Genomic DNA, 16,957 nt, shown 5'->3' with positions numbered 1-16,957 from the left:
TTTTCCCTTAATTGTGATCAATTAATCTTTGGCACCTCAAGAACAGCACCTCTGTTGCCTGATGTAACCATAGCTGCGTATCTTGCAAGATAGCCTGTTGTAACCTTTGGCTGTCTTGGCTTCCATGCAGCCTTTCTCTTTGCAAGATCCTCGTCTGAGACATCGAGCTTGATGCTGAGGTTGTTGATATCGATCTCGATCATATCGCCTTCCTCAACAAGAGCGATAGGTCCGCCCACAGCAGCTTCAGGTGATACATGTCCGATGGACGCTCCACGGCTTGCTCCTGAGAATCTTCCGTCTGTGATAAGGGCAACTGATGAGCCAAGTCCCATACCAGCGATGGCTGATGTAGGGTTGAGCATCTCTCTCATACCAGGGCCGCCCTTTGGTCCCTCGTATCTGATGACTACCACGTCACCCTCTACGATCTTGCCGCCCTTGATAGCTGCGATTGCGTCCTCCTCACAGTCAAATACCCTTGCAGGGCCCTTGTGAGCCAGCATCTCAGGCACAACTGCTGAACGCTTTACTACAGAGCCGTCTGGTGCAAGGTTACCCTTGAGTACAGCCAGACCACCTGTAACTGTATATGGATTGTCCATAGGTCTGATGACCTCAGGATTCTTGTTTACACTATTGGCAACAGCCTCACCTATTGTCTTGCCTGTAACTGTCATGCAGTCCTTGTTGATGAGTCCTGCATCTGCAAGCTGCTTGATAACCGCATACACACCACCGGCCTCATTGAGATCCTCCATGTATGTGTGGCCTGCAGGAGCAAGGTGACACAGGTTAGGTGTCTTTGCGCTGATCTCATTTGCAAATGAGATATCAAAGTCGAAACCGATCTCATGTGCGATGGCTGGAAGGTGGAGCATAGAGTTGGTTGAACATCCAAGTGCCATATCAACTGTAAGAGCGTTGATGATTGACTCCTTTGTGATGATGTCTCTAGGCTTGATGCCCTTTCTGTACATATCCATAACTGCCATTCCTGCATGCTTTGCAAGCTTAAGTCTCTCTGAATATACTGCAGGGATTGTTCCATTTCCAGGAAGTCCCATCCCAAGAGCCTCTGTCAGACAGTTCATAGAGTTTGCTGTGTACATACCTGAACATGATCCGCATGTAGGACATGTCTTGCACTCATACTCGTATACATCCTCCTCAGTCATGGTTCCGGCTGCGTATGAACCTACAGCCTCGAACATGCTTGAAAGACTTGTCTTATTTCCCTTTACGTGTCCGGCAAGCATAGGGCCGCCAGATACAAATACTGTTGGGACATTTACTCTGGCTGCTGCCATGAGAAGTCCTGGAACGTTCTTGTCACAGTTAGGGATCATGACGAGCGCGTCAAACTGATGTGCTATAGCCATAGCCTCTGTTGAGTCTGCGATCAGATCTCTTGTAACCAGTGAATACTTCATTCCGATGTGTCCCATTGCTATACCATCACACACAGCGATCGCCGGGAACATAACAGGTGTACCACCTGCCATGGCAACTCCCATCTTTACTGCCTGTGCTATCTTGTCCAGGTTCATGTGACCTGGAACTATCTCATTGTATGAACATACGATACCTACTAAAGGTCTCTCCATCTCTTCCTTTGTCATGCCCAGTGCGTTGAACAGAGATCTGTGTGGTGCCTGCTGCATTCCAACCCTAACATTATCACTCTTCATCTTATTCTCCTCCAATAATGGTCCTTTCTATATTCTCTCGCAGATAAGATCACCCATCTCGGAACAGCTTACGAGCTGTGTTCCCTCTGAGTGGATATCTATTGTTCTGTATCCGTCCTTGAGAACCGTCTTTACAGCGTTCTCAACTGCATCTGCCTCCTTGTCGAGGTCAAATGTGTATCTGAGCATCATTGCCGCCGACAGGATGGTTGCTATCGGATTCGCCTTGTTCTGGCCTGCTATGTCAGGTGCCGATCCGCCTGATGGCTCATACATACCGAACTTTGTCTCGTTAAGTGATGCAGATGAAAGCATTCCGATAGAACCTGAGATCATAGATGCCTCGTCTGAGAGGATGTCTCCGAACATGTTCTCTGTGAGAACCACATCGAACTGTGCAGGATCCTTCACAAGCTGCATTGCGCAGTTGTCTACGAGCATGTGCTCAAGCTCAACTTCTGGATAATCCTTTGCCACTTCCTCAACGACCTTTCTCCAGAGTCTTGATGAGTCAAGGACATTGGCCTTGTCAACGGATGTGACTTTCTTTCTTCTCTTCATAGCTATGTCAAATGCCTTGATGGCTATTCTTCTGATCTCGTTCTCGTTGTATGTGAGGGTATCAACGGCTGTCATAACTCCGTCAACCTCCTCTGTGTGTCTCTCGCCGAAGTAGAGACCACCGGTGAGCTCTCTCATCATCATCATATCAAATCCGCGCTCTGCGATCTCAGCCTTAAGTGGACATGCCTCCTTCAGCTCATCATAGAGATTGGCTGGACGAAGGTTTGCGAAGAGGCCAAGCTCTTTCCTGATCTTCAGAAGTCCTGCCTCCGGGCGGAGATTTGGAGGGAGCTTATACCATGGTGATGTGGATGTATTTCCTCCGATAGAACCGAGGAGAACTGCATCCTTTGACTTTGCAACTGCCACAGCCTCGTCTGTGAGCGGTACGCCTGTTGCATCTATTGAACATCCACCCATGAGTATCTGCTCATAGTCAAATGTATGTCCAAACTTTTTACCTACTGTATCGAGAACCTTCATAGCCTCTGTGACTACCTCAGGGCCGATACCGTCGCCTTTTATTACGGCTAAATTACACTGCATTTTCTTATTCCTTCTTTCGATTATTAATTCTTGCTATTTATATAGTTGATGAGTCCCTCACTCTTGATGATCTCCTGCATGAATGGAGGGAATGCCTGTCCCTTAAATTCTGTTCCCTGGGTTCTGTCATAGATCATACCGCTGTCGAAATCGATCTCCACGTCATCGCCTGCCTGGATAGCCTCTGCTGCCTCAGGGCACTCGATGATCGGAAGTCCGATATTGATGGCATTCCTATAGAAGATTCTGGCAAATGTCTCTGCGATTACGCAGCTTATTCCTGAAGCCTTGATAGCTATAGGTGCATGCTCTCTTGAAGATCCACAGCCGAAGTTCTTTCTTGCCACCATGATATCGCCCGGCTTTACGCGCTTTACGAAATCCTTATCTATATCTTCCATACAGCTCTTTGCGAGCTCTGCAGGGTCTGATGAATTCAGGTATCTTGCAGGGATGATTACATCTGTATCTACGTTGTCACCGTATTTGTGTACTGTTCCATGTGCTTTCATACTCTATATCTCCTTATAAAATATTCTGTAATAAACTGAATCCTATAAACCTAGTTCGTCAGGGCTGCTGATCTTACCTGTGATGGCTGAAGCTGCTGCAACAGCAGGACTGGCAAGATACACCTCTGAGTCTACGTGACCCATACGTCCTACGAAGTTACGGTTGGTTGTTGATACAGCTCTCTCTCCCGCTGCCATGACACCCATATGTCCTCCAAGACATGGGCCGCATGTAGGAGTTGAAACCACTGCTCCAGCCTTGACAAATATAGTCATAAGACCTTCCTCAATACACTGAAGGTAGATATCCTGTGTTCCAGGGATGACGATAACTCTGACACCGTCAGCAACCTTTCTTCCCTTGATGATATCTGCCGCAATTCTCATATCTGATATACGTCCATTTGTACATGAACCGATGACTACCTGATCGATCTTGATATCTCCGACCTCATCGATAGTCTTTGTATTCTCTGGGAGATGAGGGAAAGCAACTGTCGGCTTAAGCTGTGACAGGTCGATGGTGTACTCTGCATCGTATACAGCGTCCTCGTCTGCCTCATACTTTGTATATGACTTTGTGCTGTGCTCCTTCATGTACTCCTCTGTAAGCTCATCGACAGGGAAGATACCATTCTTGGCACCTGCCTCGATGGCCATGTTCGCAATTGTAAATCTATCGTCCATTGTGAGGTTCTTGATTCCCTCTCCAACAAACTCCATAGACTTATAAAGCGCACCGTCAACACCGATCATACCGATGATGTGAAGGATGACGTCCTTACCACTGATCCACTTTGCCTTCTCTCCAACGATGTTGAACTTGATGGCTGATGGAACCTTGAACCAGGCCTTGCCTGTCACCATTCCTGCTGCCATATCTGTACTTCCGACACCTGTTGAGAATGCACCGAGTGCTCCGTATGTACATGTATGTGAGTCTGCTCCGATACATGTCTCACCAGCCACGATAAGTCCTTTCTCCGGAAGGAGCGCATGCTCGATACCCATTGCTCCGACATCGAAATAGTTCTCGATCTCATTTGCCGCTGAGAACTGTCTTACACACTTACAGTGCTCTGCACTCTTGATATCCTTGTTAGGTGTGAAGTGATCCATGACAAGTGCTATCTTCTTCTTGTCAAATACTTCCTTCTTGTTGAACTTCTCCATCTCGTGAATTGCGACCGGAGTTGTTACGTCATTTCCTAATACTAAATCCAAATCTGCCTCGATAAGCTGTCCTGCTTCAACTGATGGCAGTCCTGCATGAGCAGCTAAAATCTTCTGAGTCATGGTCATACCCATATTTATAGTCCTCCTATCATTTGTTTCTAAATACAAATTCTTACTCTTGATAATATCACTCATCTAGGTATAATTACAATATATAAAAAGAATAGTTATTATAACCTGGAGGAATATCATGATAAGTAATCTGAACAATTACGTTATTTTTCATACAGTTGCCAAAGCCGGCAACATCAGCAAGGCCGCAAATCAGCTCTACATCAGTCAGCCCGCGATAAGCAAGGCTATTTCCAAACTTGAAGAAGAACTCGTCACTGCGCTTTTTAACAGAAGTTCCAGAGGGGTAACTCTGACTGAAGAGGGACAGGTTCTCTATGAATATGTTGAGAGGGCATTTGACTCTCTGAATATGGGTGAGGAAAATCTGAAGAATTACAAGGAGCTTGGAATCGGTCACATAAGAATCGGAGTCAGCACATCGCTGTGCAAGCACATCCTTCTGGATTACCTGAAGGACTTTATAAAGGAGAATCCGAACATCAAGTTCAGCATCGACTGCCACTCAACATTGAATACCATCAAGCTTCTTAAGAATGACGACATAGACATAGGTCTGATTTGCAACACAGAGCTTCCAAAGGGGATAGTCTACTCTCCTGTCAAGGAGATACATGACGTATTTGTGGCAAGCCCTGAATATCTGGATAATTTCTACGAGCGCGCAAATGGCAGAGATCAATACAGCTTTGCCGATGAGCTTTCAGGCAATATCAAGGGTAACATTATACCGCTGCTAAACTCAGGCTTAGCCTCTGCCACACACGGCGATGCAACAGATCAAGGTGCGGATAAAAAAAGCAGAGATAACGGACATTCATCCGGCGTCTCTGCTTCTACCACTATTCATAACTCAAGCAACTCAGGTATGTCCAATATATCAACAGTCAACATCCTTGAAGGCTCCAACCTCATGGTTCTGGAGGAGGCAAATGTAACCCGTACCCACGTGGACGAGTATCTCCGCTCACAGGGCATAAGCTGCAGCCAGGTACTTGAGATCAACAACATGGATCTCCTCATCGACTTCGCCGCCATCGGCATGGGCGTTGCCAGCGTGGTACGTGAATTCGCACATGAACAGCTCTCATCCGGTGTTATAACCGAACTTCCGCTTGACACTCCTATTCCGAGCAGGAGTGTCGGCTTCGCTTACTCAGGAATGAAGAATCAGAGCACGGCTATGAAGAAATTTATGGAGTGGGTAGGGGTGTGATTACATGCTTCTGTTTACTGTCCCACCTCAGCATAAATAGCATGATGCATATTCCAAACAGCGAAACCAGTGCGCCAGCCATAAGCCCAGGTGTTCTGTATGCAATTTCTATATCGTGACTGCCCGCATATATCCGGACACCCATATTGCCTCTACCAAGGCGAATTTTTTCTGCCGGCTCTCCATCCACATATATCTTAAACCCATCATCATATGGATATGCGATATACAGGATACCTGGATTTTTCACATCCACACTTCCATAGAAAGTATTTTTTACAAATCCTGTACACTCAAGCGGACTATCAAGTATCTTCTCTTCTGCTTTCTCAAATTCATCTGCATTGTAATTGTATACCTTTACAAATCGCTCTCCGACACTTCCTGTTTTAGAGCTGGTCGCACCTCCTATAGTTATCCTGACATGTTGTCCTTTCTTTACGAGGCCGACATGTGACAGCTGTTCTGTAACATATGACCCATTCGATACCCTGAGATCTCCGTCCACGATCATCTCCACATAGTGATCGCGGCTATCCTTACTGTAGACATACATATCCATATCAGATTCAGCATCAAACTCATACCGGGTCATCGGCACAAATGCATTTGACGTTCTGTATATGCAATAACCCACTGATTCCTTAAGTGTGTCCTGATTGAGATAAGAAGTACTCCAATCCGATATATCAATCTCTGTAAATACATCTGACGACAGACCACAGCCACTCTTCATAAAATCATTCTGATTTTCAAGAGGTGTCCTGTCTGCTTTCCAGTCTACGATACCATCATCCAACATAAATCCCATCATCTCAGGAGTTTCTGCTTCATACAGATTGTATACGTCATTCTCAGCAACAAGGTTATATCCTGCGTAAGTACCATTCTCCGGACTCAACACATATCTGACATTGTACATGAGCGTTGTAAGCGGTGTAGTTCCCGAATATATATATTCAACATTGTCAAAGTGGGCAAGTCCCATACTGGAAAACGCTCTGATCGTATTTCCATTTGCCATGGATGAATACCAGTTTGTCTGAGAATATGGCGCATAATTCTCATAAACCATAGCGCTCTTTCTGGTGCCATTTTCTGTATCCAGGGAATTGTATACTGATTCCCACTGATCTAGTCTTACAGCATCTGTCAGAAGACAGTCCTCCGTCTTGCCCGGCATTACATATAATGCATTTCCCATAATCTCAGCTATCCAGCAGCCACAGATAATGCATACAGCCACTCCCGGCTTTATGCTTCCTCTTCTGCAAAGCACGCACAGAATGGCTGCAAATGCCAGCATAAGCATAAATATAACATAGCCAAGCGGGGTACTCATCTCTCTGCTGTCAATAAGACTTGCCACAAATATTACGCCTGCCACCACAGTACTTACAGCAATATACCTCAGTCTCAGCTTACCAAGATTCATGAGAATTCGATATGCTGCAGCAATTAATATAAACGTTAATATAAATGCAAACCTGTTTCCAAGTCCATGTGTGATCGTCATGCCATGGAACACGTAATTGAGCGGAAGATAGTTCAGGGCAAGCACTAACAGGGCCATGGCTATACAGTATTTCACCCTCGTCTTCCAGTCGCACACATCAGACAGAATAAAAATGCAGGCAGCAAATATAACAATACTTCCACAATAACTGTTATTGCTGAACATAGATACACATTCCAGATCCTTCAGCGGATAGAATGAAGATATATACGCTCCAAACTGTCCCCACATCTGTGTTCCTTCAAGCCCCATATCAGTCACCGAAGACGCCGCTCTCATGACCACCAGTCCGGCAGGAACCAGAACCACTCCTGCGAGCAGAGCAGACAGCACCGAGCAGCCGGCAAACGAAAGTCCTCTGCGTAGGAAATCTTTGACATTTTCCCGTTTTTCCAGCAAGAAATATATCACGGCAAACACACATATATAGAATGAGAAATAGAAATTGCATATGATCGACGCTGCCAAAGACAGCGTGTATAACATCCATCCTTTTCCATCTGACAGATGCTCTATGCCAAGTGCTACTATCGGAAGCAGAATAAGCCCATCAAGCCACATAATATTATGTCCATATGCAAGGACATACCCGGACAGTCCATATGCCATACTGCATGCCAGCTCTATGAACGTTGCAACTGTCTGGCTGTACCCATTCTCTGTATTTTTCTTATTGGTATGTCTGAAAAAGTAAAGCGCCGTGACCGGCAGGCAGGCGGATTTTATGATGATAAGCAATACCATGGAAAGTTCCAGCCTGCTCTCTCCCAACATCAGAACGATGATATTGAACGGGCTCAGGCAGTAATACAGTAACTCCTGTACAGCATCGATTCCCATTCCCATCGACCAGATAAAGCTTCCTTTGCTACCTCCCGAAATCCATTCAAATAACATATGAAACATATTCTTATACTGCACATATGCATCATACGTCAGAAAACTTTTATCTCCAAACGGGTATGCTTTCTGCAGGAGCAAAATTACTGTATATACCAGAACTGTAACTAAGAATACAGCAGCATACATAATCCCGCTCTTTTTATGTTTGTTTACTTCTCCTTGCTTTATACCCATATCAATCCCCACTTAATTTATTGCGCTATCTGTTCTATGCAGCCTGTACCTTCTTTTTCCTGCTGCGTCTAAGATTCACCATGTATAAGACAGCTATGAGCCATCCTGCTGCAGATAATATAAGACCAAGCTTGAATCCATATGTTACATACCTGAATTCTATTGTATGTGTTCCAGCAGTCAGCTCCAGACCCACAAGTGCACCATTTGCCAGTGTTGTTATATCAGTCTTCTTTCCATCAACATACGCTGTAAAGCCTCTGTAATAAGGAATTGATGTATACAATATACCATCCTCATTTGCTGTCACCGTACCCTTTACATATGTAGATGTCACTGTGTCAAGTGAAAGCGTCCTATCCTTAATTGATTCCTTGCATTCCTGCATCCTGTCATCATGATATTCATAGAAATCTATACACGTTACTCCCTTTTTTAGGACTGTGGACAGATTGACTGCCTGTATCTCGACCTTCTGCCCACTCTTCAGCTCACCGAGATCAAGTACATCTTTTGGCGAAGGATAAGCGTCATACTCGTTTATATCTGCTATCACGTTTCCATCTACAGTTACAATATTACACAGCTTATTTGCATCCTCAAGGCTCACATACAGATGCATATCCCTCGGAGCTGTAAACGTATAAATCTGTGAGGCATGGTAATCTTCATCAAGTGACACATTCATGTATGTATAAGCATTTTTATCAGTCTTTCTCTCCAAAGTTACTCCATCCGGCAAGATCTGTCTATCCGGAGCGCTTCCTCTGTATTTCACATCAAAATTAGTCAGTTCATCCGGTGAAACACGGGTGAACACTCCTTCAACTCCCGACACATCTTTCACGAATTCATTCTGCACCTCAAACGGAACTACATCTGACACATTCCAATCTTTTATGCTGCCATCTGTAGAAAAGCCCGCTCCCACAGCATAGTCTGTTGTATACCATGCAATCTCATCGTCTATATCATACACATCGTTCTTCAGATTATATCTTTGCTCCTTTGTATACCCACCATAATATGCATCTGCATCCGATAATACATTTCTTACATTGAACATAAGCGCAGTTACCGGTGTAGTATTTCTGTATGCATATGTAGCGCCGTGATCCTGATATACCATTCCAAGCGCATCAAAAAGCCATGTCACTTTTGTATTTATGATTGAAGAGAATATATTAGTGTCTGAATAGACTGTATTATTTTGTGACAAAATCCAGGATGTCTTTCTATTAAGATCACTGTTGTCCTTTTCATTATATATGGCTCTCCATCCGTCAGTTCCGCCTAGATGCTCCTTGCCCGTAGTATATGCATCCGTATTCACATATACGGCATTGGATATCAGCTCCGCAAAAAGTATTACTATAAAATTCACAATCAGAGAATTTATCTTTATGCTGTTTCTGGCCTGTAATACAAATACCATAAACAAATATATAATAAGCAGGATCGTAACCATATAGCAGACTACATTCTGCACCTCATTATTTTCCAGAAAAACGCCCCCAAAGAAAGCCAAAAATACAACTGCGGTCAGTATCACCTCCCGAACCCCCGGCTTCGTCCAGTTCACAGCACACTCAAAAGCTGAAACAATAAGAAGTATGACAAGAATAAAAGCATATCTGTAAGAATATAGATGTGGATATGTGAACCCATGAAGAACATACAGTGCCCCTGTCAGATTCAGACAGGCAACAAGCAGCGCTATCTCCACCAGTCTCTTAACTCTTGCCCGAAGCTGTATATTCCTGTTAAACACATATACAACCGCAAGGAAAAGCAGAGACAGTCCCATATACATATTCCTTGCATACAGAGTTCTTCCAGCTATATCTATATCATGTCCCCAGAAAAAGCTCTGGAACAAATTTGCAAAATTACCAAACTTGCTAAATGGTATATCTTCTGTGAGTGAACTTGCACCTTCTCTTCCAACTATCGCAAGGAAACACGGCACAAGTACAACACATGCACTGAGTGCAGCCGTTATAGATGTGAGTGCAAACTTCACTCCACGCTTCCAAAACATTTTCCAGCTATCCTTTTTCACATCGATAAACCATATCACAGCTATCATAGCCACAAACCACGAAAAATAGAAGTTGAATACAAATGACATGAAAAGCATCACAAAATAAAGTCTCACATCACCGCCCTCAATAAGTCTCTCAACGCCAAGCATCATAACAGGCACGAGAAGAAGGCATATAAGCCAAATGAGATTATACTGATATGCAAGCATATAATCGCACATGGAATAAGCCATTCCCATCACAACACAGAGTATGTCATTCAGCCATCCGTGCTGCATTTTATTTCTGCTGGTATGCGATAAGAAATAGGTCATAGTAACTCCGCAAAGTCCAACCTGAATACACATACTGACGATCATTCCCAGCTCCATATGTGAACCGCCGAACAAAACTGCTATTAGATTGACAGGACTTGCCAGATAATAAAAGAAATTAGTATAGAAATCATATCCTAGTCCCATGTCCCAACTGAAAAAAATTGATTTTCCCTGTCTTATCCTGCCTGATAATTCCACAAAAAACGCATAATACTGGGTATTAGAATCTCCAAGCAGTATAGTATTCTTTCCAAATGGATAACAGTCCGTCATCATCATATGTATCACTATACATATGATAGGAATCAGAAATGCCATTCCATACTTAACAATTTTTCTTGACCTGATTTTCTTTTTTTCCATAATTACTCCATCACTCCATATAACTTTGTATTTTTCCTTTTTCGACAGCATGTTGCATTATAAGTATCAATAACATAAGCAAGACCGCTGATATACTTATTCTCCATGACCAATGCTGAATCTTTGTCCCCTTATATTTTACAACGACTTTACCTGCCTCTGGCGAAACTGATATTTCTACCAATCCATCATTTAGACATTTGCTTACCGTCAGTTTCCGTCCATCAGCCATTATTGCTTCATATCCCTTATAATAATACTTTGGAACTATGCACTCCCCCGCAGTTTTACCCGCATCAAACTCATAGCTTCCGTCTGATCCATAGCGCCCCCGTATGTAAGTATCTTCGCACTTTACCATCCCGCTGCTTTCTGCTCCGACAGATGTTGCAAGATCCCCTTCTTCTGGAAGCCACTCCCAGAACCCTATACTGTCTGTACTTCCTGCATTATCCGCATAACCTTCCGGATAGTTCACATAGCCACCAAGTTCTATATTCCATACCATATTCAGGCTAAAAATACCGATAAGTATGCTTCCAGCCGCACATAAACATGCATTTCTTCTGTATGATGGCAACAGCTTTATTATATCCACTGACTGAAGTGCAAGACCAAGTGCCACAAAGAATTCTGTGAACATATTCAGCCTCCACGGAAACTGTATACTGACAAATGGAGTTCTGTCGATAAGTTTCCATGGAAAAATCTTTGTCTCGCATATAAGAAGCACCGCCGCTGTCACAAGGCACATCAAAGCCTTTTTATTATATACTTTTTTATATATACTGACAAATACCATAAGTGCCAGTATTCCAATCTCAATGAATGCAACCGAATACTTTCCACTCACTATCGCGAGCAGTGTCTGAGTCTCCTCATGTGTGTAAAATGCCGGTTCATTGCTTACATAGAACCTTCCATCTGCAAATTGTTCAAGTACAGGAAGCCAATAATAACATGTAAGTACTGCACACGCAAGAGCTTCCATACACACAGCCCCAATAAGTCTTCTGCAAGCCGCAATTCTTTTCCATCTCGCACACACCCAGATTATTCCCATTACTACACATAATACAAAGCTTATCGTGTGTGAAAGCATAAGACACGAATATGATACACATAAAAGGCCTTTTCTACTGTGTCCCATCTCAGTCAGGTCGTAAAGAGCAAGAAACGCCAGTGGAATAAATACCATGGCAGCAATTTCGCCAAGTGCAAATCTGGTATATACATCCTCAAGATGATAATGTCCCATTGTGTAAAGCACCATAGTGACAGCACCCGCGCAACGGCTTCTGCCAATGCTCCGCCCTGTATAATACGCAGTAAGTCCCGTACATATCATCAGTACATATATATATATCTTCATTGCAATCTCCGGTGATGCCCCCAGAAGTCTGAAGAGAACGGCTGGCAGCAAGAACAAATCAGGGTAAAATATTCCCATACCGTAGCCATACCCTTCCAACATAGTCTGATATATATATACAGGGTATCCCTGCCCTGACTTTAGCGCTTTGAGGATACTCTCCACCCTGAGCATATGAACCTGCTGGTCATCACCGTATGGCAGGCCTGTCTTAAAACAAGGGATCATACATACACCGCTTATCAGAAGCACCAGCAGTGCAATTCCCAGAATCTCTATTCTGTTTTTCTTTTTTTCTCTCACGCAGAATCTCCTCCCGGTCGTCAAAGCTCTGCCACATCATCCCCGGCAGTCAGTACGCATAAATATAAAGACAAACGGGGACAGGTATGGAATCTACTCTCACCTGTCCCCGTATTCTCAGTCATCTAAAACTGTTTATGACTCCTGCACATCTGTGCTATTTTTATTGGTATATCACCGGATATAATCCGTGTGACATGATTTCATCTTACTTAAAGTACTCCACACCACTCTCAAATATCTTCTGGTTCTGGTCGCCGTATACGTTTACAGCTACAGCCTGTCCGATACGCTCTGAGTGACCCATCTTACCAAGGACACGTCCGTCTGGGCTTGTGATACCCTCGATCGCATAGTATGAACCGTTGACGTTGTAGTACTCGTCCATGGTTGGGTTGCCGTTCATGTCGACATACTGTGTTGCAACCTGTCCATTTGCAAAGAGCTTCTCGCACCATTCCTTGCTTGCAACGAAACGTCCCTCACCGTGTGAAATAGGAATTGTGTATACTCCGCCGAGCTCTGCCTTCTTCAGCCATGGACTCTTGTTTGTTACAACCTTGGTGTATACCATCTTGGACTGATGACGTCCGATACTGTTCATTGTCAGTGTAGGTGAATCATCCGTCTGTGGTCTGATCTCGCCGTAAGGCACAAGACCGAGCTTGATGAGTGCCTGGAATCCGTTACAGATACCAAGTGCAAGTCCGTCTCTCTCGTTCAGGAGCTTCATGACCTCCTCGGAGATCTTTGCATTACGAAACGCAGTTGCGATGAACTTACCTGATCCGTCTGGCTCATCACCGGCTGAGAATCCGCCTGGGAACATGATGATCTGTGAATCACTGATTGCCCCCACAAATGCGTCAACAGAATCTCTGATTCCCTGTGCTGTCATATTTCTGAATACTATCGTCTGTACGTCTGCACCAGCTCTCTCAAATGCCTTTGCTGAGTCGTACTCACAGTTTGTACCAGGGAATACAGGTATGAATACCTTTGGCTTTGCAACCTTGTTCCTTGATGTGTAAACTGTCTTGGCGTCGAAGAGTCCAGTCTTGATCTCTGTCTGTGGAACATTTGACTCTGTTGGGAATACCTTCTCAAGAGTCTTTGTCCATGCTGCAAGAGCCTCGTCCATAGTGATCGTGACATCCTTGTATGTAAATACAGGCTCCTTTATAACCTTACCTATCTTCTTGACAGGAATTCCGAGCTGATCAAGATCTGCTGCCTTAACCTCAAGAATGATAGCGCCATAGTTCTTGGCAACGAGATCCTTCTTGCTGACTGTATCCTCAAGCTCAACACCGAGCTTATTTCCAAATGCCATCTTGCTGACAGCCTCTATTATACCGCCAAATCCAACTGCATATGCAGACTGGATCTTGCCCTCCTTGATCTTCTTGTTCAGGAGGTCATACATGTACAGAACATTCTCATATACAGGTATGTCGTTCTCGTCCTTCTCTATATCCATCTCCACAAGAACATTGCCTGCCTTCTTGAGCTCAGGTGTAACAACGTCCATGTAGCTTGCCACATCGACTGCAAATGATACAAGTGTTGGAGGTACATCTATATCATTGAATGTACCTGACATACTGTCCTTTCCACCGATAGACGGAAGTCCAAGTCCTATCTGAACATCATATGCTCCGAGGAGTGCTGCCAGTGGCTGTCCCCATCTGTATGGGTCTGTTCCAAGTCTCTTGAAATATTCCTGGAATGTAAGTCTGATCTTGCTTACATCTCCACCTGCTGCAGCTATCTTGGCTGCTGATGTAACAACCGCATATACTGAACCATGATATGGGCTCCAGCTTGACAGATATGGGTCAAATCCGTAGCTCATCATGGTAATAGTGTCTGTCTTACCCTTGAGTACAGGCAGCTTTGCGATCATTGTCTGTGTAGGTGTGAGCTGATACTTACCACCGTAAGGCATTGTGACTGTTCCTGCTCCGATAGAGCTGTCGAACATCTCCACAAGTCCTTTCTGTGAGCACACATTCAGATCTGACAGTGTATCGAGCCATGCCTTCTTGACATCCTCAGGCTCCTTAACTGAATCAAAGTAATTGTCTGCCTTGCTTGGAACTTCAACCTTGACCTGTGTCTCCTGATGAGCACCATTTGTGTTGAGGAATGCACGTGAGATATTCACGATGTCCTTGCCTCTCCACTTAAGGATAAGTCTAGGCTCCTCTGTAACCTTTGCAACTACTACAGCCTCGAGGTTCTCCTCCTCAGCGTATCCGAGCATAGTGTCAACATCCTTAGGATCGACAACTATAGCCATACGCTCCTGGGACTCTGATATTGCAAGCTCTGTACCGTCAAGACCTGCGTACTTCTTTGGCACCTTGTCAAGATCTACCACAAGTCCGTCTGCCAGCTCTCCGATGGCAACTGACACACCGCCGGCACCAAAATCGTTACACTTCTTTATAATAGATGAAACCTCTTCTCTTCTGAAGAGTCTCTGGATCTTTCTCTCTGTAGGTGGGTTACCCTTCTGAACCTCAGCACCACATGTCTCGAGTGAGTGTGATGTGTGAGCCTTGGATGAACCTGTTGCTCCACCACAGCCATCACGGCCTGTACGTCCGCCGAGCAGGATGATTACATCTCCCGGATCAGATGTGAGACGCTTTACAGCACGTCTTGGAGCTGCACCCATAACTGCTCCGATCTCCATTCTCTTTGCAACATAATCTGGATGATATATCTCATTTACAAGGCCTGTTGCAAGACCGATCTGGTTACCATATGAGCTGTAACCATGGGCTGCTGTTGTCACGATCTTACGCTGTGGAAGCTTGCCCTCCATTGTGTCCTTGAGAGACTTTGTAGGATCAGCCGCACCGGTAACTCTCATAGCCTGGTATACGTAACCTCTTCCTGAGAGCGGATCTCTGATAGCACCGCCAAGACATGTAGCAGCACCACCGAATGGCTCGATCTCTGTAGGATGGTTGTGTGTCTCGTTCTTGAAGAATACGAGCCACTCTTCCTCTACTCCGTCCACAACTACAGGAACAACTATAGAACAAGCATTGATCTCGTCTGACACTTCCATATCATCGAGCTTGCCTGCTGCCTTGAGCTGTTTCATACCCATAAGGGCTATATCCATGAGACATACAAACTTGTCATCTCTGTCCTTGTACATCTCCTTCATCTCTGCTCTGTATGCGTCAAATGTCTTCTCAAGAAGATCCTTGTAATCTCCATCGTCGAACTCTACATCTGTGAGCTCTGTTGAGAATGTTGTATGACGGCAGTGGTCTGACCAGTATGTATCGAGAACTCTGATCTCGGTCATGGATGGATCTCTCTTCTCCTCACTCTTGAAATAGTTCTGGATGTGAAGGAAATCCTTGAATGTCATGGCAAGTCCAAGTGAGTCATAGAGCTCCTTAAGATCTGCCTCTGCCATGTCCTTGAATCCGTCAAATATATGAACATCGGCTGGCTCAGGGAACTCTGTAACCAGAGTCTCAGGAATCTCCATACCGCATATTCTTGAATCAACAGGGTTTACACAGTAGTCCATGACAGCCTTCATCTGCTCGTCTGTCACGTCGCCCGAAAGTACATATGTTGTGGCAGTCTTGATAACAGGCTCCTCATCCTCTGCAAGAAGCTTTACACACTGCTCTGCTGAATCGGCTCTCTGATCGAACTGACCTGGAAGTGCCTCTACTGAGAACACCTTATCTGTGGCAGCAAGCTCAGGCTCACCCTCATAGATCACATCTACAGGCGGCTCAGCAAATACTGTCTCAAGAGCCTTTGCATATGTCTCATCTGATATGTTCTCAATATCATATCTGACAAGCACTCTCACATACTCAGCCTTGATACCCAGATAGTTCTTAATCTCTTCGTGAAGTTCCTTCGCCTTGACCGCATAGTCAGGCTTTTTCTCAACATACACTCTCTTGACCTTACTCATGTCATACCTCCATAGTAAAAGCGTTTTTGTTATTTTAATTCTTTAATAATAGCATTTATCTTGTTTTTTTTGTAGTAGTTTTTATCTTTTTGCCGATTTTCAGCTTATTTAAGCATAAAATTGTATCTTAACCCTGCATTTTCACCAAATATGTCATAACTTTCCA

General features: G+C 44.4%; 9 protein-coding genes. 1 reads left to right on the top strand and 8 read right to left on the bottom strand.

Annotation, left to right across the window (positions count from 1 at the left end; genetic code table 11):
* Positions 1 to 17 precede the first annotated feature (17 nt).
* The 4 genes from ilvD to leuC are packed head-to-tail and all read right to left on the bottom strand — an operon-like array spanning position 18 to position 4,621.
* The gene (gene ilvD, locus DWX57_RS01630; RefSeq protein ID WP_120122920.1) at positions 18 to 1,691 is read right to left on the bottom strand and encodes a dihydroxy-acid dehydratase; all 1,674 of its coding nucleotides are present in this window, start codon (positions 1,689 to 1,691) and stop codon (positions 18 to 20) included.
* Between the two features lie 27 nt (positions 1,692 to 1,718).
* On the bottom strand, positions 1,719 to 2,801 hold the full coding sequence (gene leuB, locus DWX57_RS01625) for a 3-isopropylmalate dehydrogenase (RefSeq protein ID WP_117874751.1): 1,083 nt from the start codon (positions 2,799 to 2,801) through the stop codon (positions 1,719 to 1,721).
* Positions 2,802 to 2,824: 23 nt separating this feature from the next.
* Entirely contained in the window at positions 2,825 to 3,313 is a 489-nt protein-coding gene (gene leuD, locus DWX57_RS01620; protein WP_117874749.1) for a 3-isopropylmalate dehydratase small subunit, read from the bottom strand.
* 42 nt (positions 3,314 to 3,355) lie between these two features.
* Positions 3,356 to 4,621 carry a 3-isopropylmalate dehydratase large subunit gene (leuC, locus tag DWX57_RS01615; RefSeq protein ID WP_022216079.1) on the bottom strand — a complete coding sequence of 422 codons (1,266 nt, stop codon included), beginning with the start codon at positions 4,619 to 4,621 and terminating at the stop codon, positions 3,356 to 3,358.
* A gap of 118 nt (positions 4,622 to 4,739) precedes the next feature.
* Between leuC and DWX57_RS01610 the strand changes: the two genes are divergently transcribed.
* Complete coding sequence (locus DWX57_RS01610; RefSeq protein ID WP_118016671.1) at positions 4,740 to 5,837, top strand: LysR family transcriptional regulator; 1,098 nt, start codon at positions 4,740 to 4,742, stop codon at positions 5,835 to 5,837.
* Here DWX57_RS01610 and DWX57_RS01605 read toward each other — a convergent pair.
* From DWX57_RS01605 to DWX57_RS01590, 4 genes are all read right to left on the bottom strand, one after another.
* On the bottom strand, positions 5,815 to 8,430 hold the full coding sequence (locus DWX57_RS01605; protein WP_120122919.1) for a YfhO family protein: 2,616 nt from the start codon (positions 8,428 to 8,430) through the stop codon (positions 5,815 to 5,817). The two genes, DWX57_RS01610 and DWX57_RS01605, sit on opposite strands and share 23 nt — an antisense overlap.
* Before the next feature lie 34 nt (positions 8,431 to 8,464).
* The gene (locus DWX57_RS01600; RefSeq protein ID WP_158564569.1) at positions 8,465 to 11,155 is read right to left on the bottom strand and encodes a YfhO family protein; all 2,691 of its coding nucleotides are present in this window, start codon (positions 11,153 to 11,155) and stop codon (positions 8,465 to 8,467) included.
* A gap of 10 nt (positions 11,156 to 11,165) precedes the next feature.
* Entirely contained in the window at positions 11,166 to 12,830 is a 1,665-nt protein-coding gene (locus DWX57_RS01595; protein ID WP_120122918.1) for a DUF6541 family protein, read from the bottom strand.
* A 208-nt stretch (positions 12,831 to 13,038) separates the two neighbouring features.
* Complete coding sequence (locus tag DWX57_RS01590) at positions 13,039 to 16,791, bottom strand: phosphoribosylformylglycinamidine synthase (protein WP_120122917.1); 3,753 nt, start codon at positions 16,789 to 16,791, stop codon at positions 13,039 to 13,041.
* Positions 16,792 to 16,957: the final 166 nt, after the last annotated feature.

Origin of the sequence: Coprococcus sp. AF19-8AC (assembly GCF_003603115.1) — a bacterium.
GTDB lineage: Bacteria > Bacillota > Clostridia > Lachnospirales > Lachnospiraceae > Coprococcus > Coprococcus aceti.
Note: the sequence above shows the minus strand (reverse complement) of the source record. Positions and strands in the feature narration are given on the sequence as shown.